This is a genomic window from Yersinia vastinensis, assembly GCF_902726565.1.
GTDB lineage: Bacteria > Pseudomonadota > Gammaproteobacteria > Enterobacterales > Enterobacteriaceae > Yersinia > Yersinia vastinensis.
Window position 1 is genome coordinate 1 of sequence record NZ_CACVAF010000012.1, and the last position, 24,792, is coordinate 24,792.

Genomic DNA, 24,792 nt, shown 5'->3' on the forward strand with positions numbered 1-24,792 from the left:
TTATCTTTCAGTTGTTATCCACATAATTTAAATTGATTCTCATATATTCTCTTTTTTTTCTAAATCGGCAGAATGAATATATTATGTTGTATTTTATGAAAAACCGTCTCATTCCAATCATAACATAAGCCATCAGTAAAATCATAAAGCTCTTATTATAAATTAATAAACAAACCTTGATTTATAATAGCCAAATCTGTATCAAAACTGGATGTGAAATTTCTATAATTTTTGTTATGGCTTTAAGCCATAGCCTAATTTAGCAGAACCTACAATAACAAAACCCTTATAATCAACATTGAAATACTCTTTCACTATTACTGCTAACTCATGCTCTTTATCAGGACTATCTAAAAAAGCATAAGTAGCCTTATTAATTAGGTGTTTATATAATATCCATTACATCCTCTATTACTTTTCCATTACGTTTAATATTAGCATAATTTTTTATTTCTCAGTGAGACTAATAGCTCTTTTATAGATTTACCAAGTGCGATGCCTAGTAACGGTGGCACAGCATTTCCTACCTGAGTATATTGAGGAACTTCAAATTTACGCATCTGCCCGCCAGTAGTCACTTTTGAACGAAATACGAAATTATCAGGGAATGACTGAATTCTTGCCATTTCTCTAACAGTAAGAACCCTCAATTCATTTTTATCATAATGACATGCATCATCAGGTATCGATAATGCAGCAGGTGCCGGCTGACTAGGATCTAACGCTTTTTGCGAGTGCTTCCTAGTTGGATGATTCCGTAAATATTCAATAAAACTATCTTTTGAGTCAAAACATTCAATTTTATTATTATCCTTTAAAAACTCATAGCCTTTTACTTTTTCCCAGACAGCATCCGACAGTGAGCAAGAGCTACCTTTCAATATATCGAATATCTCTTTTTTTACCGTTGTACTTTGGCTTTCTTGTACTACTTGGTATAACCGAAATCTACGCTGAACATGATAACCATTACTTCTATGATCATGGTTACTTAATTTCTCATGCTTTAACAACACTGTTGAAAATGTTTCATTCAAACTCTCAACAAATTTCGATGGCTTTGCAGGAGAAGTTTGCTTTAAATCATCTAAAGCTTCTTTGACCGACACAAGGTCATGACCAACGAGATGGTGTAAGAATGAGCCTTCAAACAACGAAATATTCTTCACTGGATCATAACATTCAAGTGTTCCCATAATCGCTTTATCTGGGTTATTTTGAACAAGCTTGTAGAAGTTCTCTGAAGAAGAAAGTAATTGATAATCGACACTCTCACTATCAAATGAGCTTCTTATATCCTCAAATATATCAGAGCGTATTGCTATCATTATAAAGCGAGGTCTATTCTGTGGGACACCAGCAAACCTAGCATTGGTATGTAAGCATAGTGGAATATATTTTTTTTCAGCAAACGCTTTTGCAACCTCAAACCAAGCATAAAAGGGCTTTCCATCGCTATCTTTGAATGCCCTTAAGATCCCAGTTACGTTTTCTAAAACGGCGATTTTAGGTTGCACATATTCAACAAACTTAGCAAACTCCCAAGGAAGCATATTTTTGTCACTGTCTTTTTCCCTTAACCCAGCCATACTAAAACCTTGGCATGGTGGGCCTCCGGAAACAAGATCAACACCATCACCAGAGAAACCTGACAGTAGCTCTTGGCGCAGCTCTTCTTTGCTTTCTATAAGCTTGTTTAACTCAATAATATTTCCTATTAATAAATTACCTTTCAAGCTTTTAATATCTTTAGGGATATCAGTAACCCTACTGTTATCTGTATATTCAGGGTATTCAAATGGATTTTCTCTTAGCCGAGGTAATAACTTCTCATACTTGCTACTGATCCAAAATGAATGTTTGGGATTTTTATCTTTTTTAGCAAGATCTTGGTAATCTTCATTAAAAAAGTTATATGAAAATGTTTCTGCTGCCATAGGCGATAGCTCATTAGCCAATAATAATTCAAATCCCGCTTTTTCAAGACCAAGAGAAAGCCCCCCACACCCAGAGAAAAGCTCTATATGATTGAATTTATTTTCTTTTTTCATAGCCTATATAAATATACAGTATTGATGATAATTGACAGATTCTAAAGGAATTATTTAGAAATGTCCAGGCCTAAATTTCAATTTCATTGACATAGTTTCTCTGAAATTATAGAGTCCATTTACGGCTTAGAGAGAAGCCTTCAGCCCAAGCAAGCAAAGACTTTCGAGTCCTCTCTGTAATTTTTAAGTTTCAATATTTATGCATCACTTATTTATGGGCAGTAAGAAATGGTGCATGTATTTATTTCTGAAACTAAATTACAGAGAGGCTATACATGTCACAACCCTCAAGAATTACTGCATCACAACTTAAAAAGCTTAAAAATCAAGCAAAAGAAATCAAGAAAGAAAAAAATATATCTCATGCTGAAGCACTTGAGATTGTTGCTAGACGTAATTGCTTTGGTAATTGGAAAGCTGTAGTTAAAGCTAGTGATGATGATGCTAGCATCAAAACACCTACACCTAATATATCTCAGACTTTTATCGATGACCCCGATGTTGTTTTAGATGATAATGACCAACAATTACTTCAGCAGGAACGAACTGAAGATATTGACGAAGCAACAAAATTACGAGTCCACAATAATAAAAAAGTCCTTACACAATTAGCTATCGAATTCTCTATTTTTGAACCAACGAAAACAGGGTTAAAAAAAAGTATATTAGATGCAACTCAAGTTGTAAGAACTCATTTTGAACTTACTGATTTCCATTATTATGCCAGCCAAGGCTTGGGAGCAAAAGAACACGGAAGAAAGAAAAATGCTAATTTTATGACATTTGAAAATATTACCCCCACTACAGTCAGTATATATCGGCCAAAAACAAAACAAGGAGATCCCCGTATGTGGTTTTCGAACTTAGCTTCTTTTGCTTCTGCCGGAGACCAAATAGCTATTATCATATATAACGATAAAATTTATTTATTAAATCTAAGTGAAATTAGCTTAGATTTAGAATTAAAAAATAATCTAAGCTGTATTAGGTATTTTTTAGACCTATATTTAGCTAAACATAATTCTATTGCTAATGAACTACTCAATAAGTTAAAAGAATTAGCAAAAGCACCAATAAAATCGACACACATTGGTGATACCGCAGTAGGTATGTCTATTGAATACGCATTAGGTATTCAAGCAAACTCAAGCAAGTTACCCGATTATAAAGGTATTGAACTGAAATCTGGGCGTAATGCAGAAAAAAATAGAACAACAATTTTCGCTCAAGTTGCGGAATGGGAAATAAGTCCCTATAAGAAAAGTGCTGATATTTTAGATAAATTTGGCTACTTCAGAGAAGATGATTTTAAACTCTATTGTACCATTAGTACTCGAAAGCCTAATAGCCAAGGGTTAGTATTCAAGGTTGAAAAGGATGTTTTGCAGGAATGGTGCGCTGAACATAAAGATTACAGAAATATATTTAAAGAACACATAGCAAGTTGGAGTGGTAAATTACTTCGTAACCGATTGAAAGAAAAGCACTCTGAAACATTCTGGATTGAAGCTAAAAGTCAATTTATTGATGGCGTTGAATACTTTCAATTAATTTCTGTTACTCATACAAAAACCCCCCTTTTGAACCAATTAATGCCTTTGCTTGAAAGCGGAACCATAACGATGGATCATCTGATTAAACGCTCAGCAAAAAATGGTAGAGTATCGGAAAAAGGACCATTATTTAAAATAAACTCAAGAGATCTAGACTTAATTTTCCCAGAACCTGTTAAGTACAACTTATTATAAATAATTAAGTCTACCTGAAATACATCCCACTACATTGCGGGATACCAAGTCGTTTAATTTTATGATGTTCAATATCCCTAAAATAAGATGCTACAACTAGTCTTTTAGCTCCACATTATAGGTTATGATTACCAGAGAATGGCTTAACTGGCATTCTATAGCGTCATCGCTCCATAAACCTGATTCAATCAGTGCACCACGGGCCATTGTTCTGAAACCGTGGCCACAAACTTCTGTCTTTGTGTCATACACCATATGCATTGTTGATTGTGTTTTCACTCATGACCTTCTCGGGGTCGTGGTCATCGGGAAATAAGAGCTTATTTGTACCACAGAGCTTTTTCAATTTTGCCAATAATACCAGAGCCTGATGACTCAGCGGCACAATATGTTCCTCTTTCATCTTTATACCACGATATGAGTAACGCCCCCCTTTTACCTCTTCTCATTGTGCCGGAATACACCAGTAAGCATTGTCAAAATCAAACTCATCCCAACGGGCAAAACGAAACTCACTAGAATGTACAAAGGTTAACAATGAAAGTTCTACTGCTATTTTTGTCATCATCCGGCCACGATAAGAAGCGAGACGAGCAAGAAACTCAGGGAAACGATTAGGACGCAAGGCCGGGTAATAGCAAGCCTTAGTCGTAGTATGTGCACCAGTCATATCACTAGCAGGATTAAAATCAATGTAATTGTTCTGGACGGCGTAACGCATAATAACCGTAACACGCTGCTGCAAGCGCTGAGCAACATCGTTTTTTCCTGTAGCATCAACAGCTTTAATAGGGGCTAAAAGGTTGCTGGTTTTTAGCTTACGGATATCTGCCATTCCTATATGCGGAAAATATACAACTCAAGGCAGCGAAGCCCCCGTGCGCTATGATAATCACTCCAGCGCTTATTGCTGGCATGCCATTGGCGGGCTACAGTTTCGAAAGTGAATACTCCCGAAGTCTCGGCTTATGCTTCCTTTTGCTCAGCTTTTGGATCTATTCCCTGTGCTAGTAGTTTTTTAGCTTCGTCACGCCGTGCCCTAGCATCAGCCAACGATATTTCAGGGTACTTCCCCAGCGCCAGCATCTTCTCCTTACCGCCAAAACGATAACGAAGCCGCCAATATTTGGAGCCGTTAGGGTAAACCAGTAACACCATGCCTTCGCCGTCGGTAAGTTTATAGGCTTTTTCTTCAGGCTTGGCCGTACGAACCTCCACATCACTCAGAGCCATGATGAGTATCCTTTCAAGGGTTCTGTGTGGGTACAAACATTATCGAACCGAGATATACCCGCAGTTGTACCCGCATCAGTAAGTTGATGTAGATTGAATCAGGTTGACTTAGGTTGAGTGAAAAAGCGGGGCTAAGCCTTGCGGGGACTGGATTTTAGGCAAAAAAAAGCCACCTTTCGGTGACTTGATTTTCATACTAATGGTGCCGAAGGCCGGAATCGAACCGGCATGCCTCGCGGCGGTTGATTTTGAATCAACTGCGTCTACCGATTTCGCCACTTCGGCACTGAAGTAGTATGCGGAGAACGAGGTGAATTATACTTACCTGTGATCCGCATGCAACTGTTATCCCATCAAGTTTAGTCTAAGTGCTGAAAAAACCGCCATCAGCGCCGTTTTAGTAGCAAATAAACACTGATTAGAAGGAAAAGTATACTCGGTAGCAGTGCACCGATGACCGGTGGGATGCTATAAACCAGACTCAACTGACCAAAAATCTGATCCAATACGTAAAAAACAAAGCCAAAGAAGATACCGGTGACAATCCGAATCCCCATTGGCACACTGCGTAGTGGACCAAATATGAATGACAGCGCCATCAGCATCATCACCGCCACAGAGAAGGGTGCAAATATCTTGCCCCACATGTTCAGTTCGTAGCGGCTCGACTCCTGACCACTTTGTCGCAGATACTTACTGTAGTCGTGCAAGCCACTGATAGAGAGTGAATCAGGGTTCATAGCGACCACACCCAGCTTTTCTGGTGTCAGGTTGGTTTTCCATTCTCCAGTTAATGTCTGCGTGCCAGTCACTTTATTTGGATTGCTCAAATCAGATTCATCAACTTGCGATAAACGCCACAGATTGTCTTCAAAAGTCGCCGTGGCCGCGTAACGAACCGAGAGCAAACGATCCTGTTGATCAAAATGATAAATATTGACGCCGGTCAGTTCTTTGTCGCCTGACACACGCTGGATATAAATAAAGTCAGAGCCATCTTTTGCCCACAAACCCGATTGCGTTGATAACAATGAACCGCCGTACATTTGCTGTGCACGGAAGTTACGCGCCATCTGTTCGCCTTGAGGCGCAACCCACTCACCAATGGCCATAGTGAGCAACACTAGCGGAATAGCCGTTTTCATCACCGAGGCGGCAATTTGCATGCGAGTAAAACCAGAGGCTTGCATCACGACGAGTTCACTGCGAGTAGCCAGCGATCCCAAGCCCAACAATGCCCCCAATAGCGCAGCCATCGGGAAGAAAACCTCAATATCTTTTGGCACCGTCAGTAAGGTAAACATCGCAGCGGAGGTTGCTGAATAATCGCCCTGCCCCACCCTACGCAACTGCTCAACAAACTTGATGATGCCCGACAGCGAGACCAACATAAATAAGGTCATTAAGATGGTATTGAGGATAGTCCGTCCAATATAACGGTCTAATACACCAAACATCAGGCAGTACCTCTCAATCGAGCACGTAACTTACGAGCCGGTAGGCTATCCCACAAGTTTAACAACACCGCTAGAGCCAAATAAGCCCCATTCACCACCCACAACCAGACCAACGGGTTTAGGTTGCCTTTACTGGCATTAGAGCGCAGCGACGTTTGCAGCAGGAAGAAAATCAAATAGAGCAACATGGCTGGCAACATGCTCAATACCCGCCCTTGACGTGGATTGACCACGCTCAACGGTACCACCAGCAACGCCATAATGATCACTGAAACAATCAGTGTCAGACGCCAATGAAACTCAGCACGAGCATCAGGTTCGGTAGATTGCCACAGTTGGCTCATCGTCATTTGCTCGGCCACATTGTTATTTTGCTGTACTTCTTGATGACCGATAATCGCCTGATAATTAATGAAATCAGTGATGCGGAAATCACGCAATAACGCCGTGCCTTCATAACGAGTGCCTTTGTTTAGGATAACCACTTGTGAGCCATCCGGGCGCTCAGTCATATGACCGCTGTCCGCCACAACAACAGAGGGACGCTGATTACCGTTTGGCCGCAATTGTGCCAAAAATACACGGTTAAACTCTTTGCCCGACACATTGCCGATAAACAGGGCTGAATTGCCATCTGTTGAGGATTTGAACTGCCCACCAGCTAAAGCAGCCAAGCTCGGGTTGGCTCTGGCATCATTTAATACTTCATCTTGATGCTTAGAAGACCAAGGCCCCAACCAAATAGTGTTAACTGCCGCTAATGCCGAAGTGGCAAGCGCCAGAATCAATGCGGCCATAATCAAGGACTTCTTACCCATGCCGCAGGCATGCATCACGGTGATTTCACTCTCCGTATACAATCGGCCAAACGTCATCAACAAGCCAAGAAATAAGCTCAATGGCAGGATAAGTTGTGCCATTTCAGGCACGCCAAGCCCCAAAAGGGATAAAACAAGGTTCGTCGGGATTTCACCATCAACCGCAGCGCCTAATATCCGAACTAACTTCTGACTAAAGAAGATTAATAGCAGGATGAACAGAATCGCAATTTGGCTCTTAAGTGTTTCCCGTACCAGATATCTAATGATGATCACGCTAATACGCCTGTGAAAACTTGTCTTTTTGCAGGAAAATCGATAGTTTCATCGTTAATCCGCCATTTATTCTCATCATATGGCAACCTTCACAGCTAAAATAGTATTACAGCATCTAGCGTTTAGGTGTCCTATAGGAACATGCTTATAGTCGCCAAAACAAAACAACTTATGCCGTTAAGGTTAACACACGTCGTTAACACAACGGAGAGAGATCGTTGCGGAGCGCTACATTCTAGCGGTAGCTTCCGCCTTTGTCTTTAAGATTCAGGAGAGTGCATGGAGTTCAGTGTAAAGAGCGGCAGCCCGGAAAAACAGCGCAGTGCCTGTATTGTAGTCGGCGTTTTCGAACCTCGCCGTCTATCTCCCATTGCCGAACAACTCGACAAAATTAGTGATGGCTACATCAGCGCTTTATTGCGCCGCGGTGAACTTGAAGGCAAAGTCGGGCAGACGCTGTTGCTGCACCATGTGCCTAATATTCTCTCCGAGCGCATCTTGTTAATTGGCTGTGGCAAAGAGCGCGAGCTTGATGAACGCCAATACAAGCAAGTGATCCAAAAGACCATCAATACCCTAAATGACACCGGCTCGATGGAAGCGGTTTGCTTTCTGACAGAGTTACATGTCAAAGGCCGTAACACTTACTGGAAGGTGCGTCAGGCGGTAGAAACAGCCAAAGAGACGCTTTATACCTTTGATCAGCTTAAAAGCAATAAAACCGAGCCTCGTCGTCCACTGCGTAAAATGGTATTCAACGTGCCAACTCGCCGTGAATTGACCAGCGGTGAGCGTGCCATCCAGCATGGTCTGGCGGTAGCATCAGGGATTAAAGCCGCGAAAGATCTGGGCAATATGCCGCCTAACATTTGTAATGCTGCATATCTGGCATCTCAAGCGCGCCAATTGGCTGATGCATTTAGCACTAATATCGTCACTCGCGTGATTGGCGAGCAGCAAATGAAAGAGTTGGGCATGCACTCTTATCTGGCTGTTGGCCATGGCTCGCAAAATGAATCATTGATGTCGGTGATAGAATATAAGGGCAATCCAAACCCTGACGCTAAGCCAATTGTGCTAGTGGGCAAAGGGCTAACCTTCGATTCTGGCGGTATTTCTATTAAGCCTGCCGAAGCCATGGATGAAATGAAATATGACATGTGCGGTGCCGCAACAGTTTATGGCGTCATGCGCGTGGTGGCTGAATTACAATTGCCGTTAAACGTCATTGGCGTGTTGGCTGGCTGTGAAAACATGCCGGGTGGCAGTGCTTATCGTCCCGGTGATGTATTGACCACGATGTCTGGTCAGACAGTTGAAGTGCTGAATACCGATGCAGAAGGCCGATTGGTACTGTGTGATGCGCTGACCTACGTTGAGCGTTTCGAGCCAGAACTGGTGATTGATATTGCCACACTAACCGGCGCGTGCGTCGTGGCACTAGGCCATCACATCACCGGTCTGATGTCGAACCATAACCCGCTGGCTCATGAGCTGATCGGCGCATCAGAGCAAGCGGGTGACCGTGCATGGCGCTTGCCACTGAGTGATGAGTTCTACGAGCAGTTGGACTCCAATTTTGCTGATATGGCCAATATTGGTGGCCGTGCTGGCGGGGCCATTACCGCAGGCTGTTTCTTGTCGCGTTTTACCCGTAAATACAGTTGGGCGCATTTGGATATCGCGGGCACAGCATGGCGTTCGGGTAAGAACAAAGGTGCAACAGGCCGGCCAGTCGCGTTATTGTCTCAGTTCCTGCTTAACCGTGCTGGGTTAAACGGCGACGATTAATCGTTTGATATTTTGATTTGATATACACCCAAAGTCATTGAAGTTGCAGGTAGATAGCAAATGAACTCATCCCGATGAGCTGGCTGACGTTAGTCATTAAGTCAGTGATTCGGGTGAGTGAGTGCCGCTAACAATCCTGCCGCTTCAAGGATGAAGGGTGCAGAGAAAACAATGAAAAACGCCACCTTTTATTTGCTCGAACACGACACGCCCTCAGGCGAGTTGCGCGCTCATGAAGCGTTGGCCTGCGAGGTTGCTGCTGCTCGTTGGCGAGCTGGCAAACGGGTGCTGATCGCCTGTGAAAGTCAGGAGCAGGCCCAACGGCTAGACGAAGCCCTGTGGCAGCGCGCGCCTGAGCAATTTGTGCCTCATAATTTGGCGGGTGAAGGGCCAAAATATGGTGCACCGGTCGAATTGGCATGGCCGGAACGACGTGGAAATTCCCCCCGAGATCTGCTTATTAGCCTGCTGCCAGAGTTCGCAGGTTTTGCCACTGCTTTCCATGAAGTGGTAGACTTCGTCCCTTACGAAGAAAATTTGAAACAGTTGGCGCGCGACCGATATAAGTCTTATCGCAGCGTCGGCTTCCACTTGACTACGGCAACGCCGCCAACTAATTGAACTAAAAAAGAAAATGGAAAACACACCGTCTAATATCGATAAAGCTGAACCTTCCCTCGATAAAACATACAGTCCGCAGGAAATCGAGCAGCCGCTGTATGAACACTGGGAAAAGCAGGGTTATTTCAAGCCAAACGGCGATACCAGTAAAGAAAGTTACTGCATCATGATCCCGCCGCCAAACGTGACCGGCAGCCTGCATATGGGCCATGCTTTCCAGCAAACCATCATGGATACCTTGATTCGCTATCAGCGTATGCAAGGTAAAAATACCTTGTGGCAAGCCGGTACTGACCATGCCGGGATCGCGACCCAAATGGTGGTTGAGCGCAAGATTGCCGCAGAAGAAGGCAAAACCCGCCACGATTATGGCCGTGATGCATTTATCGATAAAATTTGGGAATGGAAAGGCGAATCAGGCGGCACTATTACGCGTCAGATGCGTCGTTTGGGCAACTCTGTGGATTGGGAACGTGAGCGTTTCACCATGGATGAAGGCCTGTCCAACGCCGTAAAAGAAGTGTTTGTCCGCTTGCATAAAGAAGATTTGATTTACCGTGGCAAACGTCTGGTGAACTGGGATCCCAAGCTGCGTACCGCTATCTCTGATTTAGAAGTGGAAAACCGCGAATCCAAAGGCTCCATGTGGCATCTGCGTTATCCTCTGGCCGATGGCGCGAAGACCGCAGAAGGTAAAGATTATCTGGTTGTCGCCACCACCCGTCCGGAAACCGTGCTGGGTGATACGGGTGTTGCAGTTAATCCAGAAGATCCACGTTATAAAGATCTGATCGGCAAAGAAGTGATCCTGCCACTGGTTGGCCGCCGCATTCCGATCCTTGGTGATGAACACGCCGATATGGAAAAAGGCACCGGTTGCGTAAAAATCACCCCGGCCCACGACTTTAATGACTATGAAGTCGGTAAGCGCCACGCCCTGCCTATGATCAACATTTTGACCTTTGACGGCGATATTCGCACAGAAGCAGAAGTGTTTGATACCCACGGTGAAGCCACCGATGCATGCAGCAATGCAATTCCAGTACAGTTCCAAGGTCTGGAGCGTTTCGCGGCGCGTAAAGCGGTGGTGGCTGAATTCGATAAACTCGGCCTATTGGAAGAGGTTAAACCGCACGATTTGACGGTGCCTTATGGCGACCGTGGCGGCGTGGTTATCGAACCGATGCTGACCGACCAATGGTATGTCCGTACCGCACCGTTGGCCAAAGTTGCCATTGAAGCGGTCGAAAACGGCGAGATCCAATTCGTACCTAAGCAGTACGAAAATATGTATTACTCGTGGATGCGTGACATTCAAGACTGGTGTATCTCACGCCAATTGTGGTGGGGCCACCGGATCCCGGCTTGGTATGACGAGCAGGGTAAAGTGTACGTCGGCCGCGATGAGGCTGAAGTGCGCCGCGAAAACAACCTCGGTGCAGATGTTGCATTGCGTCAAGATGAAGATGTGCTGGATACTTGGTTCTCATCCGGCCTGTGGACCTTCTCAACACTGGGTTGGCCTGAGCAAACCGAAGCACTGAAAACTTTCCACCCGACCAGTGTCGTGGTCAGTGGCTTCGACATTATTTTCTTCTGGATTGCGCGCATGATCATGCTGACCATGCACTTTATGAAAGATGAAAATGGTAAGCCACAAGTGCCATTCAAGACCGTCTATATGACCGGTCTGATCCGTGATGATGAAGGGCAGAAAATGTCCAAGTCAAAAGGTAACGTCATTGACCCACTGGATATGGTCGATGGCATTTCGCTGGAAGAGCTGCTGGAAAAACGCACCGGCAACATGATGCAGCCGCAACTGGCCGAGAAAATTCGTAAACGCACCGAGAAGCAGTTCCCGAACGGTATTGAACCGCATGGTACTGATGCCCTGCGCTTCACCTTAGCTGCATTGGCCTCCACGGGCCGTGATATCAATTGGGACATGAAGCGCCTGGAAGGTTATCGCAATTTCTGTAATAAGTTGTGGAACGCCAGCCGTTTCGTGCTGATGAATACCGAAGGGCAAGATTGTGGGCAGAATGGCGGCGAGATGGTGCTGTCACTGGCTGACCGCTGGATTCTGGCTGAATTCAATCAAACCATTAAGGCCTACCGTGAAGCGATGGATACCTACCGCTTTGATCTGGCGGCTGGTATTTTGTATGAATTCACTTGGAACCAGTTCTGCGACTGGTATTTGGAACTGACCAAACCAGTAATGAACAGTGGTTCTGAAGCGGAGTTGCGCGGCACACGCCATACGCTGATTGAAGTATTAGAAGCGCTGCTGCGTTTGGCGCACCCTATCATTCCTTACATCACTGAGACTATCTGGCAGCGGGTTAAAACCCTGAAAGGCATTACTGCGGACACCATTATGTTGCAGCCTTTCCCGGAATATGACGCCAGCCAAGTTGATGAAAAAGCGTTGAGTGATTTGGAATGGATCAAGCAGACCATTATTGCCGTACGTAATATTCGGGCAGAAATGAACATCGCACCGGGTAAACCACTGGACGTGATGCTGCGCGGTGCCAGTGCTGACGCCCAGCGTCGCGTGCTGGAAAACCAGAGCTTCATTCAGTCGTTAGCGCGCCTATCCTCCCTCACCTTGCTAGCTGAAGGTGATAAAGGCCCGGTATCCGTGACCAAATTGGTTGAAGGCGCTGAAGTACTGATCCCGATGGCCGGTCTGATTGATAAAGCCACGGAGCTTGATCGTTTGGCCAAGGAAGTGGCAAAACTGGAAGCCGAGATTGAGCGTATCGAAGGTAAATTGAGTAACGAAGGTTTTGTGGCGCGTGCGCCAGAAGCCGTCGTTGCTAAAGAGCGCGAAAGAATGGCGGCCTGTGCTGAAGCCAAGCAGAAATTAATTGAGCAGCAGGCAGTTATCGCCGCACTGTAATTAATCTGAGATTCATAAAACCAAAACAGCGGGATATTCAATATACCCGCTGTTTTTTTATCATTGCCTCCTTGCGTCATTCAATGGTATTACAGATTATGACTAAGTTATTACCATTCGATTTATAGAGTAATACACCATGACCACAGCTACACCTATCCGCCTGTTGGTGCGCCCTATTACCGCAGCGGACAACCTTGCTATCGCCAATGTTATCCGTGACGTTTCGGCTGAATTTGGCCTAACCGCGGACAAAGGCTATACCGTGTCTGATCCCAATCTGGATCACTTATATGAGCTGTATAGTCAGCCACGTAGTGCATATTGGGTGATTGAAGTGGACGGTAATATTGCGGGCGGCGGCGGCGTTGCCCCTTTAGCGGGCGGAGAAGCAGATCTGTGTGAATTGCAGAAAATGTATTTCCTGCCGGTATTACGCGGTAAAGGGTTAGCCAAGCAGTTGGCATTACAAGCACTGGAATTTGCTCGCCAGCAGGGGTTTGGCCGCTGCTATCTGGAAACGACTGCCAGCCTGACCAGCGCCATCGGTTTATATGAAAAATTAGGTTTTGAGCATATTGGCAGTTCGATGGGCAATACTGGCCATGTGGATTGTGAAGTCACTATGCTGAAAAAATTGTAATTATTCAGGGCGCATCAAGCGCCCTGATATTATTGGCTAACAACCTTGCGATTTTAAATCCTCAAAGTCGTTGGAATCGCAATAGCGCAAATCCCGATGAGCTTACATCAGTAACTAATTCGGGTGAGTGAACGAAGCTAACAACCCTGTTATTTCAAGTACAAAGGGATATTAGTGACGTTTACCGTCGTCATCTTCATCAATCAGCTCTTCGTCATCGAACTCGCCGTCTTCGTCATCTTCGCCATTAGGATCTTCATAGTAAGTGCCCCAACCGTCGTAATTCACACCACAAGTCTCAGCCAGTGCAATCAGCTGTTCTACCTGCGCATCAATAATTTCAGCATTCAGGGCAACTTCACTAATCACATCGCAGCACATCACTACTGAACCATCTTCCACTTCCAGTTCTTCAGCATCGGTCACTTCATAACCCAGCTTGAAGGCTTCAACAGCAGCTTTTTCCAGCACTTCAAACTTCTCGGCTGAAAGGTGGTGTTCAATAGTGTATAGCGCATCCGGATCGCTGCCATCGTCCAGCAGTTCTTCGATGATCAGGCGGGTCTCGTCACGTTGTTCGTCCAGCATTTCGCGGTTTGCCATGCCTTTATCCTCAGTCAATGGGCTTTGTATGCTGCTATTTTCCCACACCCACGCGGTTGCCTCCACTACAAACGAGAAAGATTTGTTGATTGGGGTTGTAATTGAATATTTATACGTATAAATTGAATTTAAATTCATATCGAAGTTCAATTAAACCCAAAATAATTGGTGTTGTGGCTAGGCATCGAATATGAAGGGACACATGGAGATGAACAGATGAGTCAGTTCTATAAACGTCACTTTTTGAGGTTACTGGATTTTACCCCCACCGAGATAACGGCCCTGCTGGCATTGGCTGCTAAATTGAAGCAAGCCAAGAAATCCGGCACTGAGCAGCAAAAACTGGTCGGTAAGAATATCGCGCTCATCTTCGAAAAAGACTCGACCCGTACTCGATGCTCTTTCGAAGTTGCCGCATATGATCAAGGTGCGCGCGTGACTTATCTCGGCCCAGGTGGGAGCCAAATCGGGCATAAAGAGTCCATTAAAGATACTGCCAGAGTATTAGGCCGCATGTATGACGGTATTCAGTATCGTGGTCACGGCCAAAAGGTAGTTGAAACGCTGGCTGAATTTGCAGGTGTGCCAGTATGGAATGGACTGACAAATGAGTTCCACCCCACCCAGTTGTTAGCCGATTTACTAACCATGCAGGAGCATTTACCGGGTAAGTCACTCAGTGAAATGAAGTTTGCTTATCTTGGTGATGCGCGCAACAACATGGGCAACACAATGCTGGAGGCCGCAGCACTGGTCGGGATGGATTTACGTCTGGTTGCGCCAAAAGCGTGCTGGCCAGAGGCCGAGTTGGTCGCGGTTTGTCAGGCTCAGGCACAAAAAACTGGCGGTAAAATTACCCTGACTGAAGATATTGCCGAGGGTGTAAAAGGCGCTGATTTCCTGTATACCGATGTTTGGGTCTCTATGGGGGAACCGAAAGAAGTATGGCAAGAGCGCGTTGCCCTATTGAAGCCCTATCAGGTCAATATGAATGTGGTGAAACTGACCGACAACCCGCAGGTTAAATTCCTGCACTGTTTACCCGCATTCCACGACGACCAAACTACCGTCGGCAAACAAATGGCTGAACTTTATGACCTACCGGGTGGCATGGAGGTGACTGATGAAGTGTTTGAATCCGCCCACAGCATTGTGTTCGATCAGGCTGAAAACCGTCTGCATACCATCAAAGCAGTGATGGTCGCCACCCTCAGTCACGCATAAGAATAGTTAGCATAGCAAAAGGCCAATACAGTTATTGTTTGGCCTTTTTTCGACCCAATGGGCGTTATTGGTGAAGGCAGATTGAACACGGACAGCGCACGGCAAACGGAGCGTACATGTAGCCCGCAACGGCGGCGAGCACTGGCCACATTCAAAACGGCAAGTAAAATAGGTTATTTCACTGCCAGTTTAACAACGGCTTTACGCACATTGGCAGGCTCACCCACCGCACACAATGGCTTATGTACTTCCCCTGGATAAAACACCACGAAGTCACCGGTTTGCATCACAAACTGCTTCTCCTGCTCACCTGCGGGTAAAAAGGCAATATCTTTATCTGCAAGCCAGTCAGTATCAGGTTTACCGGCAGGTAAATTACTGAACGTCATCCCCTCAACTCCAGCCAGCACGATCTGGATATCCAGATATTTAGCGTGATACTCCGCCCGGCGGTTTTCCAGATAGTCAGTGCTGTCATTGGATATCAATACGAACAGATTATTGCCATCAATATCATGCTTACCCAATGGGGTTTCTGGGGTGATATTTTTTTTCACATATTCAATGGCGTCTTTTAATTCCGCAGGCAGATAAGGCAACAATTCCAAATGATGAATATTTCCGGTGATCATGGCTTTCCCTTTTGTACAAATAGACCCTTCATGCTTCAAGCTGCATGTGTGTTGGCTACGCTCAATAACCCACATCACTCATCACAGTAAGCTCATTGGGATTATTTCTCTTGCCGCTTTCCAGCAACTCGCATCATTTGGGGTGTAAAATGAAATGACGTTCCATTATAACCAGTTCCACCTATATTTAGTGGGAGGTTTCTAACATTTATTCATACCCATATTGAAAGCTGTATTTCTTGACTAAGTTCATCTCCTTGTCGATATTTCCTCAGAATCATTACTTTTTTGTAATATTTCTTTATCACTAATTGTTATAACAAATAACTGTTGAGACTTTGACCACAGACAGCAAAGTCATTATCGTGAGAAACTGCGATGAAATAGTCGAAAAAACAATAATTTCCTATTGGTGTAACTATCTATCACCCGCAATATCTATTAACAGCATAATGGCGCTAATCCATCTTCAGGGAGTCTCAATGAAAGCTAAAATTCTGTCATTCTTGATTTTGACAGCACTATCGAGTGGCGCACTGGCAGCAACACCACCTGATACTCTGGTCGTCGTACAATCCCTAGATGATATCGTCAGCCTTGATCCGGCAGAAAGCAATGAACTGTCTAGTATTCAAACAGTTCCAAGTCTGTATCAGCGTCTGGTTCAGGCTGATCGTGATGATCCAGCAAAAGTCGTTCCGGTGCTGGCTGAAAGCTGGCAAGGCGACGCCGCCGCAAAAACACTTACCGTAAAATTACGCCCAAAAGCCGTATTCTCCTCCGGTAATCCAGTGCAAGCCGATGATGTCATTTACTCATTCACCCGTGCAGTCAAAATGAATCGCTCACCGGCCTTCATTCTTAACGTACTGGGCTGGGATCCGAATAATATCGAACAAAATCTGAAGAAGATTGATAACAATACCGTGCAACTGAGCTGGAGTGCGGATGTCAGCCCAGCGGTGGCCCTGAATATTTTATCAACGCCGATTGCGTCGATTGTGGATAAAAAAGCCGTAACCGCCAATGTGAAAGAAGACGACTATGGTAATGCCTGGTTGAAAATGCATTCAGCTGGTAGTGGCCCGTTCAAAATGCGTGTTTATCAGCCGCATCAGGCCATCGTATTGGATGCCAATCCAACATCACCTGGCGATAAACCGCAGATTAAAAATATCATCATCAAAAACGTGCCAGATCCAAGTGCTCGCCGCTTGCTGATTCAGCAAGGTGATGCCGATATCGCCCGTGAATTGGGGCCGGACCAAACTGCAGCGCTTAAAACACAAGCTGGCGTAAAAGTGGTTGAGATCCCCTCTGCGGAACAAAACTATTTGGTCTTTAACACCGCCAATCCAGCCAACCCACTGTTGAGTAAACCCGAGTTTTGGCAAGCTGCCCGTTATTTAGTGGATTATCAAGGCATTACCAAAGACTTGCTCAAAGGCCAGTATTTTGTGCATCAAAGCTTCTTACCTGTTGGTTTACCGGGCGCGCTAGAAAGCAATCCGTTTACTTTTGATCCCGCTAAGGCAAAAGGAATTCTGACAAAAGCCGGTATTAAAGATGCCACATTGACACTGGATGTGGAGAATAAACCGCCGTTTATTACCATCGCCCAATCACTGCAAGCCAGCTTTGCACAGGGTGGCGTGAAATTGGTATTGCTGCCAGCAGCAGGTAGTCAGGTTTATGGTCGCGTGCGTGCCAAGCAGCATCAGTCGGCTATCCGCCTGTGGATCCCGGATTATTTCGATGCGCACTCCAATGCCAGCGCTTTTGCTTATAACGACGGTAAGAGCAGCACAGTTGCCGGTTTAAATGGCTGGGTGATCCCCGAGTTGAATAAACAGACATTAGCCGCTGTCGCCGAAGCAGATCCCGCCAAGCGCACGGCGCTCTACACTCAAATGCAACAAGAACTGCAACAAAATTCACCTTATATCTTTATCGACCAAGCCAAAGCACAAGTTGTTTTGCGAGATAATGTAAAAGGCTATCAACAAGGTCTAAATGCGGATATGGTCTATTATGACCGTGTCACCAAATAGCGTTGGCACATTGATAATCTTATCGATGAAACAGTGAGTTACGAGTAGATGTCTGTAGCATTAAATCATACGCCGGGAACTCAATCCCGGCGTCGTCTTTGGGGGCTATTACAGGGATTATTTACCCTGGCCCTGACCTTATTCGGACTACTGGTTATTACCTTTTTCCTCTCGGCGTTGTCGCCAGTGGATCGGGTATTACAAATTGTGGGCGATCACGCCAGTGAAGCCACTTACCAGCAAGTTAAACACCAACTGGGGCTAGACCAACCATTACCTGTACAGTTTTGGCACTATCTAGAGCGCCTTGCTCATGGGGATCTGGGGCTTGCCAGTGCTAGTGGGCAGCCGGTTTTACATGACCTGCTCACGGTGTTCCCTGCCACATTAGAACTGGCGACATTGTCGCTTGTCATCGGCGCTGTTCTGGGGGTTATCCTCGGTTTATTGTGCGCTCGTTGGGCGGGTAGCAAGCTGGATGCCACGATTCGTTTCATCACCCTGTTGGGTAACTCCGTGCCAATCTTCTGGCTCGGTCTGCTGATGTTGCTACTGTTTTATGCTCGTCTGCAATGGAGTCCCGGCCCCGGTCGCCTTGATGATATCTATCAATACACTGTGGAAGCGAAAACCGGTTTTGCCCTGATTGATACGTGGCTGTCCGGTGACGCCGGTGCCTTTGGTAACGCGATTGCCCATTTGGTCTTACCGGTAGCTCTGCTCTCTTACTATGCATTAGCCAGTATCACCCGTCTGACGCGGTCGGCCTGCCTGAGTGAACTGAATAAAGAGTACATCACATTGGCGAGAGCCAAAGGCGCAGGTGAGATGCGAATTCTGCTGATGCATGTGCTGCCGAATATCCGTGGCACCTTGCTAACCGTCATTGCTCTGGCCTATACCAGCATGTTGGAAGGGGCGGTGTTAACGGAAACTGTCTTTGCCTGGCCGGGCATTGGCCGCTACTTGACCAGTGCACTATTTGCTGGCGATACCACGGCCATTATGGGCGGAACTCTGTTGCTCGGGATGTGCTTTATTTTGATTAACAATGTGACGGATCTGCTGGTCCGCCTGCTGGACCCGAGAACGCGCTGATATGTCGATAACAAAATTCTGCCACGCGCTGAAGCGTTCGCCCTCCACCAGCATTGGGCTGTTTATTCTCTCTTTGCTGGTTATCATCGCCCTTTTTGCACCGGTGCTCGCCCCCTTTGATCCTAACTGGCAGAACGCGGCAGACCGATTATTACCGCCGGGGGAGAGCCATTGGTTGGGAACTGACAGCTATGGTCGCGATATGTTATCGCGACTGATTTACGGCACTCGCCCAACCTTGGGATTAGTGCTGCTGGTCACGGTAATCACCTTACCGCTGGGGCTATTGGTTGGGGTGCTTTCCGGCTATTACGGTGGCTGGCTCGAGCGTATTCTGATGCGTATCACTGATGTGGTGATGTCGATGCCACGGCTGATTCTGGCCTTTGCATTTGTTGCCATGCTTGGCCCCGGTTTAATCAACGGTGCACTGGCTTTGGCCCTGACCACTTGGCCGGCTTATGCCCGTCAGGCCCGAGCCGAAATTCAGCTATTACGCAAAAGTGACTATCTAGCGGCGGCTGAAATGATGGGAATCAAAGGCCTACGGTTGCTGTGGGGCCATATTTTACCGATGTGCCTCCCTTCTGCAGTCGTGCGTCTGGCACTCGATTTGGCGGGTATTATCTTAGCGGCCGCGGGGTTAGGTTTCCTCGGACTGGGGGCCAGACCCCCAATGTCCGAGTGGGGGTCGATGGTCGCCGACGGTATGCAGGTGATTTTCGACCAGTGGTGGATTGCCGCGATTCCGGGCTGCGCTATCTTACTCAGCAGTATGGCATTTAACCTGCTAGGCGATGGCCTGCGTGATATTTTGGACCCTCACCATGACTGATAAAATTTTCGCTGTCGATAATCTGTGTGTCGATTTTCAACAACAGCGGGTGGTGGATAATATTTCATTTCATCTCGGTCACGAGCGGGTTGCACTGGTGGGTGAATCTGGGTCAGGTAAGTCGATTACCGCCAGAGCGTTAATGGGATTAGTGCGCGCACCGGGGAAAGTCAGTGCCAAGAAGCTGAGTTATTATGCAGATAATACTGACGAACAGGGTAATTCTGGTCAGGTAGTTGAACACGATTTAACTCGCCTGAAACCTAAACAATGGGGCGCATTGCGTGGCAGTGAAATTGCCATGGTGCTGCAGGACCCCCGTTATGCGCTCAATCCGGTACGCACCGTGGGGAAGCAAGTTGAAGAGTCCCTGCTCCTGCATAATGCTCTTTCCGCTGCCGATACACGTGAGCGGGTGTTAAATGCACTCGCCTCTGTTGGGTTAAACGAAAGTGCATATCACAGCTACCCCGGCCAGCTATCTGGCGGTATGGGGCAGCGTGCGATGTTAGCCATCGCCTTGGTGAATAACCCCAGAGTACTAATCGCGGATGAACCCACATCAGCGTTAGATGCCAAACTGCGCAATCAGATCCTTGAGCTGATCGTCGAACAAACCGAACAACGCAATATGAGCTTGCTACTGATCAGCCATGATCTGCCGCTCGTCGCCGAACATTGTCACCGCGTGCTGGTGATGTATCAGGGAAAGTTAGTGGATCAAGGGCTGGCGGCAGATTTACCTCATTCAACACATCCTTATACCCATACGCTCTGGGCCTGCCGTCCGAATGCCAGCACCTATGGCACTGACTTGCCGGTACTGGATCGCCATGCCGATTTTTCTGGAGGCCTCCGTGGCACTGATTGAAGTTAATAATCTGCAAGTCCGCTTTGCCCAGAAAAACCAGATGAAAACGGCGGTTGAATCAGTCAGTTTCGTGGTTGAAGAGGGCGAAACTTTCAGCCTGATCGGGGCTTCTGGCTGCGGCAAGTCGACGGTGTTGCGCACATTAGCGGGTTTACAGCGAGAGTGGCAAGGCGAGATAACCTTGCTGGGCCAGCCAATACGGTCAGGGCAACGTTTTACGGGCCAGTTGCGTAAGGAGGTGCAGATGGTATTCCAAGACCCCTATGCCTCACTCCATCCGCAACATAATATTCAGCGCACACTGGGTGAACCGTTAAAAATTCATGGTGAACAGAACATTCAGCAGCGAATTGATCAAGCCCTCGAGCAAGTGGGCTTACCGGCATCTGCGGCCCAGCGTTACCCCCATCAGTTCTCCGGTGGTCAGCGCCAGCGGATTGCCATCGCCCGCGCCCTGTTATTACGCCCAAAATTGTTGCTATTAGATGAACCCACTTCGGCATTAGATATGTCGGTGCAGGCTGAAATCCTCAATTTACTCAATCATCTGAAGCGTGAATACGGGATGACCTATTTACTCGTGAGCCACGATAGTGATGTGGTTGCGCATATGTCCGAACGAGCCGCAATGATGGACGGCGGCAAGATAGTGAGAACCTTTACCCGGCGAGATTTAGAGCTTGCCGAGCATTTTATGGGGTAACGTTTTATCCTTCACAATAGGGCAGGTTTGAGGAATATGAGCGGGCTTTGATTAACAGTGGCCCAATCACAAAAACCTGCCATCATCAGACCTGCCACACAACGGGAGATAAAACTCCCCATGTCAGCCAGCATTGAACAGGAATAGAGCAAACGCTAATTTCCTTGTTCTAAGTCAAACTTGTTTACTGTTATCTATATATAGTGTCTTCAGGAAACAAAGAGACCTATATGTAGTAGTTATCCACAAAACCATCCACACCCTCTCGCAGCCCTTATGTGCTGTGGGTTGTCTTGTGGATAACCTTTGCTGCAGGATACAGGAGCGACATTGTGAAAACAGTAGTGATTAAACGGGACGGTTGTCAGGTGCCTTTTGATGAGGTGCGAATCAAGGAAGCCGTCGAACGCGCAGCTTTAGCTGTTGGCGTTGTCGATGCAGATTATTGTGCAACTGTTGCCCGAGTGGTCGCTCAGACGATGGAGAACCAGTCGAAGGTTGATATCCGCGATATCCAGACTGCGGTAGAAAACCAACTGATGGCCGGTCAATACAAGCAGCTCGCCCGAGCCTATATCGAGTATCGCCATGACAGAGATATTTCGCGGGAACTGCGCGGTCGCCTGAACCAAGAAATCCGGGGTTTAGTAGAGCAAAGTAACAAAGCCCTGCTGAACGAAAATGCCAATAAAGACAGTAAAGTCATCCCGACTCAGCGCGATCTGCTGGCCGGTATTGTTGCGAAACACTACGCGAAACAACATATATTGCCACGTGACGTGGTGCTGGCTCATGAACGCGGTGAAATTCACTATCATGATCTGGATTACGCACCCTTCTTCCCCATGTTCAACTGCATGTTAATTGACCTTAATGGCATGCTGACTCAAGGCTTTAAAATGGGTAACGCGGAAATCGAACCGCCAAAATCCATTTCTACCGCCACCGCAGTGACAGCACAGATTATCGCGCAGGTCGCCAGCCATATATATGGTGGTACAACCATCAACCGCATAGATGAAATTCTGGCCCCATTTGTCACTGAAAGTTTTAATAAGCATAAGGCTGTGGCTGAAGAGTGGCAGATCCCCGATGCCGCTGGTTATGCCATGTCACGTACCGAAAAAGAGTGCTACGACGCCTTCCAATCATTGGAATATGAAGTCAATACGCTGCATACCGCCAATGGCCAAACACCGTTTGTTACCTTTGGATTTGGGTTGGGCACCAGTTGGCAATCGCGCATGATTCAGCAAGCTATCCTGCGTAATCGCATCGCCGGTTTGGGAAAAAACCGTAAAACAGCGGTGTTCCCGAAACTGGTCTTTGCTATTCGTGATGGCCTGAACCACAAATTTGGCGATGCCAACTACGATATCAAGCAGTTAGCGCTTGAGTGCGCCACCAAACGCATGTATCCCGATATTCTGAATTACGATCAAGTGGTGAAAGTCACGGGATCCTTTAAAACGCCTATGGGTTGCCGCAGCTTCTTGGGTGTGTATGAAGAGAATGGTGAGCAAATCCATGATGGCCGTAACAATCTGGGGGTTATTAGTCTTAACCTGCCACGCATTGCACTGGAAGCCAAAGGGAATGAAGAGAAATTTTGGCAATTGCTGGATGAGCGTCTGCTGCTAGCCAAAAAAGCCTTGATGACCCGTATTGCCCGTCTGGAGGGGATTAAAGCGCGTGTCGCCCCGATCCTATACATGGAAGGTGCCTGCGGAGTGCGGTTGCAAGCAGATGATAATGTTGCTGAAATCTTTAAAAATGGCCGCGCTTCTATCTCTTTGGGCTTTATTGGTATTCACGAAACCGTTAATGCGCTGTTTGGTCATCAGACTCATGTCTTTGATAACGAAAAATTACGTGAAAAAGGCGTGGCGATCGTCGAGCGAATGAGGCAAGCAACCGATACTTGGAAAGAAGAAACCGGTTATGCCTTCAGCTTGTACAGTACTCCGAGTGAAAATCTGTGCGACCGCTTCTGTCGCCTTGATACCGCCGAGTTTGGCGTGGTAGAGGGCGTCACAGACAAAGGCTATTACACCAACAGCTTCCATCTGGATGTTGAAAAGAAAGTGAACCCGTACGACAAACTCGATTTTGAAGCACCTTATCCACCTTTGGCTAACGGCGGTTTCATCTGTTACGGCGAATACCCTAACTTGCAGCATAACCTCAGAGCACTGGAAGATGTCTGGGATTACAGCTACAGCCGAGTCCCTTATTACGGCACCAACACGCCAATTGATGAGTGCTACGAGTGCGGCTTTACCGGTGAGTTCTCTTGCACCAGCAAAGGCTTCACTTGCCCGAAATGTGGCAATCATGAACCCTCGAAAGTGTCTGTCACTCGTCGGGTATGTGGCTATCTGGGCAGCCCGGATGCACGACCATTCAATGCCGGTAAGCAAGAAGAAGTGAAACGTCGGGTAAAACACTTGGCTAACGGGCAATTGGGTTGATGGCTAAAAACAATGACCCAAAGTCATTGCGGCTACTGTAGACACTAAGCAAACGCATCCCGATGAGCTTACTCCACGTAAGTGATTCGGGTGACAAATTAGCCGGGAGCCGATTTGAACGCTGTTTGCTGTGCTCTAGAAGAGGCGAGGCCCAAGGATGGACCGAGCAATAGAACATAGCCAATCCCTGAGGCTTCAAGTACAAGGGAGACACTGATGAATTACCATCAATATTACCCAGTCGACGTGATTAATGGCCCTGGCACTCGCTGCACGCTGTTTGTTTCCGGCTGTGTCCACGAATGTGTGGGATGCTATAACAAAAGTACCTGGCGGCTTAATTCGGGTAAGCCGTTTACTCAGGAAATGGAGGATCAGATCATTGCTGATCTGAATGACTCCCGTATCCAGCGGCAAGGGTTATCCCTCTCCGGTGGTGATCCGCTGCACCCGCAAAATTTGTCAGCTATTTTGTCGCTGGTAAAACGCGTACGCCAAGAGTGCGATGACAAAGATATCTGGCTCTGGACTGGCTACACACTTGACGAACTGACCGACGAACAACAGCAAGTGGTTTCACTGATCAACGTACTGGTCGATGGCAAATTTGTGCAAGACCTCAAAGACCCGTCACTTATTTGGCGTGGTAGCGGTAATCAGGTCATCCATTATCTGCGCTAGCCTATTCCAAGGCGTAATCAATCTGAGTACGCTCCACAACATCCAGAGCAGACTATCATCACTGGGCAAGCCAG

The 24,792-nt window shown here is 46.6% G+C and carries 18 protein-coding genes, 1 tRNA gene and 1 pseudogene; 13 read left to right on the forward strand and 7 right to left on the reverse strand.

Translation table 11 applies throughout. The annotated features are described in order from the left end of the window. Positions 1-434: 434 nt before the first annotated feature. A complete protein-coding gene (locus tag HUZ92_RS16555; protein WP_145580079.1) occupies positions 435-2,051 on the reverse strand; it encodes a DNA cytosine methyltransferase in 1,617 nt (538 codons plus the stop codon). Positions 2,052-2,326: 275 nt separating this feature from the next. On the opposite strand from HUZ92_RS16555, the gene HUZ92_RS16560 reads away from it, so the two are divergent. Then, complete coding sequence (locus tag HUZ92_RS16560; protein WP_145580080.1) at positions 2,327-3,799, forward strand: MvaI/BcnI family restriction endonuclease; 1,473 nt, start codon at positions 2,327-2,329, stop codon at positions 3,797-3,799. A 135-nt stretch (positions 3,800-3,934) separates the two neighbouring features. On the opposite strand, the pseudogene HUZ92_RS16565 reads toward HUZ92_RS16560, so the two are convergent. The 4 genes and pseudogenes from HUZ92_RS16565 to lptF form a co-directional block, all read right to left on the reverse strand. Then, a pseudogene (locus tag HUZ92_RS16565) lies at positions 3,935-5,032 on the reverse strand (tyrosine-type recombinase/integrase); the annotation flags it as partial. Between the two features lie 200 nt (positions 5,033-5,232). Continuing rightward, positions 5,233-5,317: transfer RNA gene (locus HUZ92_RS16570), tRNA-Leu, on the reverse strand. Positions 5,318-5,418: 101 nt separating this feature from the next. Continuing rightward, positions 5,419-6,489, reverse strand: a complete 1,071-nt coding sequence (gene lptG, locus HUZ92_RS16575) for an LPS export ABC transporter permease LptG (protein ID WP_050099928.1) — start codon at positions 6,487-6,489, stop codon at positions 5,419-5,421. Then, a complete protein-coding gene (gene lptF, locus HUZ92_RS16580; RefSeq protein WP_050099926.1) occupies positions 6,489-7,583 on the reverse strand; it encodes an LPS export ABC transporter permease LptF in 1,095 nt (364 codons plus the stop codon). Before lptF ends, lptG begins: the two co-directional genes overlap by 1 nt. Positions 7,584-7,862: 279 nt before the next feature. On the opposite strand from lptF, the gene pepA reads away from it, so the two are divergent. From pepA to HUZ92_RS16600, 4 genes are all read left to right on the forward strand, one after another. After that, entirely contained in the window at positions 7,863-9,374 is a 1,512-nt protein-coding gene (gene pepA / locus HUZ92_RS16585; protein WP_050099925.1) for a leucyl aminopeptidase, read from the forward strand. Positions 9,375-9,545: 171 nt separating this feature from the next. Next, positions 9,546-9,995 carry a DNA polymerase III subunit chi gene (locus tag HUZ92_RS16590; protein WP_050099924.1) on the forward strand — a complete coding sequence of 150 codons (450 nt, stop codon included), beginning with the start codon at positions 9,546-9,548 and terminating at the stop codon, positions 9,993-9,995. A gap of 13 nt (positions 9,996-10,008) precedes the next feature. Next, positions 10,009-12,906 carry a valine--tRNA ligase gene (locus HUZ92_RS16595; RefSeq protein ID WP_050099922.1) on the forward strand — a complete coding sequence of 966 codons (2,898 nt, stop codon included), beginning with the start codon at positions 10,009-10,011 and terminating at the stop codon, positions 12,904-12,906. 139 nt (positions 12,907-13,045) lie between these two features. Further along, the gene (locus HUZ92_RS16600) at positions 13,046-13,549 is read left to right on the forward strand and encodes a GNAT family N-acetyltransferase (protein WP_050099920.1); all 504 of its coding nucleotides are present in this window, start codon (positions 13,046-13,048) and stop codon (positions 13,547-13,549) included. A 171-nt stretch (positions 13,550-13,720) separates the two neighbouring features. Here the strand turns inward: HUZ92_RS16600 and rraB are convergent, their stop codons facing one another. Next, a complete protein-coding gene (gene rraB / locus HUZ92_RS16605) occupies positions 13,721-14,152 on the reverse strand; it encodes a ribonuclease E inhibitor RraB (protein ID WP_050100141.1) in 432 nt (143 codons plus the stop codon). 216 nt (positions 14,153-14,368) lie between these two features. Here rraB and argF point away from each other — a divergent pair, with 216 nt between their 5' ends. Continuing rightward, positions 14,369-15,376 carry an ornithine carbamoyltransferase gene (gene argF, locus HUZ92_RS16610; protein ID WP_050099918.1) on the forward strand — a complete coding sequence of 336 codons (1,008 nt, stop codon included), beginning with the start codon at positions 14,369-14,371 and terminating at the stop codon, positions 15,374-15,376. Positions 15,377-15,549: 173 nt separating this feature from the next. On the opposite strand, the gene HUZ92_RS16615 is transcribed toward argF, so the two are convergent. Further along, complete coding sequence (locus HUZ92_RS16615; protein WP_050099917.1) at positions 15,550-16,008, reverse strand: YhcH/YjgK/YiaL family protein; 459 nt, start codon at positions 16,006-16,008, stop codon at positions 15,550-15,552. Between the two features lie 482 nt (positions 16,009-16,490). Between HUZ92_RS16615 and HUZ92_RS16620 the strand changes: the two genes are divergently transcribed. The 7 genes from HUZ92_RS16620 (at position 16,491) to nrdG (ending at position 24,718) form a co-directional block, all read left to right on the forward strand. Beyond that, positions 16,491-18,059 carry an ABC transporter substrate-binding protein gene (locus tag HUZ92_RS16620; RefSeq protein WP_050099916.1) on the forward strand — a complete coding sequence of 523 codons (1,569 nt, stop codon included), beginning with the start codon at positions 16,491-16,493 and terminating at the stop codon, positions 18,057-18,059. A gap of 48 nt (positions 18,060-18,107) precedes the next feature. Further along, positions 18,108-19,157 carry an ABC transporter permease gene (locus HUZ92_RS16625; RefSeq protein ID WP_050099914.1) on the forward strand — a complete coding sequence of 350 codons (1,050 nt, stop codon included), beginning with the start codon at positions 18,108-18,110 and terminating at the stop codon, positions 19,155-19,157. A 1-nt stretch (position 19,158) separates the two neighbouring features. Then, positions 19,159-19,992, forward strand: a complete 834-nt coding sequence (locus HUZ92_RS16630; RefSeq protein WP_050099913.1) for an ABC transporter permease — start codon at positions 19,159-19,161, stop codon at positions 19,990-19,992. Then, positions 19,985-20,863: an ABC transporter ATP-binding protein gene (locus HUZ92_RS16635; protein ID WP_050099911.1), complete on the forward strand. Its 879-nt coding sequence runs from the start codon at positions 19,985-19,987 to the stop codon at positions 20,861-20,863. The genes HUZ92_RS16630 and HUZ92_RS16635 overlap by 8 nt, the downstream gene beginning before the upstream one ends. Beyond that, the gene (locus HUZ92_RS16640) at positions 20,850-21,566 is read left to right on the forward strand and encodes an ABC transporter ATP-binding protein (RefSeq protein WP_050099910.1); all 717 of its coding nucleotides are present in this window, start codon (positions 20,850-20,852) and stop codon (positions 21,564-21,566) included. Before HUZ92_RS16635 ends, HUZ92_RS16640 begins: the two co-directional genes overlap by 14 nt. 332 nt (positions 21,567-21,898) lie before the next feature. Next, positions 21,899-24,037, forward strand: coding sequence for an anaerobic ribonucleoside-triphosphate reductase (nrdD, locus tag HUZ92_RS16645; protein ID WP_050099908.1), 2,139 nt, complete (start codon positions 21,899-21,901; stop codon positions 24,035-24,037). Positions 24,038-24,253: 216 nt separating this feature from the next. Then, positions 24,254-24,718 (forward strand): anaerobic ribonucleoside-triphosphate reductase-activating protein, encoded by a 465-nt coding sequence (gene nrdG, locus HUZ92_RS16650; protein ID WP_050099907.1) that lies wholly within the window; start codon positions 24,254-24,256, stop codon positions 24,716-24,718. Positions 24,719-24,792: the final 74 nt, after the last annotated feature.

What these genes read in the sequence shown, in the direction of transcription:
- rraB (WP_050100141.1), bottom strand. Translation starts at nt 14,152, where the DNA reads ATGGCAAACCGCGAAATGCTGGACGAACAACGTGACGAGACCCGCCTG.
- HUZ92_RS16630 (WP_050099913.1), top strand. Translation starts at nt 19,159, where the DNA reads ATGTCGATAACAAAATTCTGCCACGCGCTGAAGCGTTCGCCCTCCACC.
- HUZ92_RS16555 (WP_145580079.1), bottom strand. Translation starts at nt 2,051, where the DNA reads ATGAAAAAAGAAAATAAATTCAATCATATAGAGCTTTTCTCTGGGTGT.
- lptG (WP_050099928.1), bottom strand. Translation starts at nt 6,489, where the DNA reads ATGTTTGGTGTATTAGACCGTTATATTGGACGGACTATCCTCAATACC.
- HUZ92_RS16590 (WP_050099924.1), top strand. Translation starts at nt 9,546, where the DNA reads ATGAAAAACGCCACCTTTTATTTGCTCGAACACGACACGCCCTCAGGC.
- HUZ92_RS16560 (WP_145580080.1), top strand. Translation starts at nt 2,327, where the DNA reads ATGTCACAACCCTCAAGAATTACTGCATCACAACTTAAAAAGCTTAAA.
- nrdG (WP_050099907.1), top strand. Translation starts at nt 24,254, where the DNA reads ATGAATTACCATCAATATTACCCAGTCGACGTGATTAATGGCCCTGGC.
- HUZ92_RS16615 (WP_050099917.1), bottom strand. Translation starts at nt 16,008, where the DNA reads ATGATCACCGGAAATATTCATCATTTGGAATTGTTGCCTTATCTGCCT.
- HUZ92_RS16620 (WP_050099916.1), top strand. Translation starts at nt 16,491, where the DNA reads ATGAAAGCTAAAATTCTGTCATTCTTGATTTTGACAGCACTATCGAGT.
- pepA (WP_050099925.1), top strand. Translation starts at nt 7,863, where the DNA reads ATGGAGTTCAGTGTAAAGAGCGGCAGCCCGGAAAAACAGCGCAGTGCC.
- HUZ92_RS16595 (WP_050099922.1), top strand. Translation starts at nt 10,009, where the DNA reads ATGGAAAACACACCGTCTAATATCGATAAAGCTGAACCTTCCCTCGAT.
- HUZ92_RS16600 (WP_050099920.1), top strand. Translation starts at nt 13,046, where the DNA reads ATGACCACAGCTACACCTATCCGCCTGTTGGTGCGCCCTATTACCGCA.
- HUZ92_RS16635 (WP_050099911.1), top strand. Translation starts at nt 19,985, where the DNA reads ATGACTGATAAAATTTTCGCTGTCGATAATCTGTGTGTCGATTTTCAA.
- argF (WP_050099918.1), top strand. Translation starts at nt 14,369, where the DNA reads ATGAGTCAGTTCTATAAACGTCACTTTTTGAGGTTACTGGATTTTACC.
- HUZ92_RS16625 (WP_050099914.1), top strand. Translation starts at nt 18,108, where the DNA reads ATGTCTGTAGCATTAAATCATACGCCGGGAACTCAATCCCGGCGTCGT.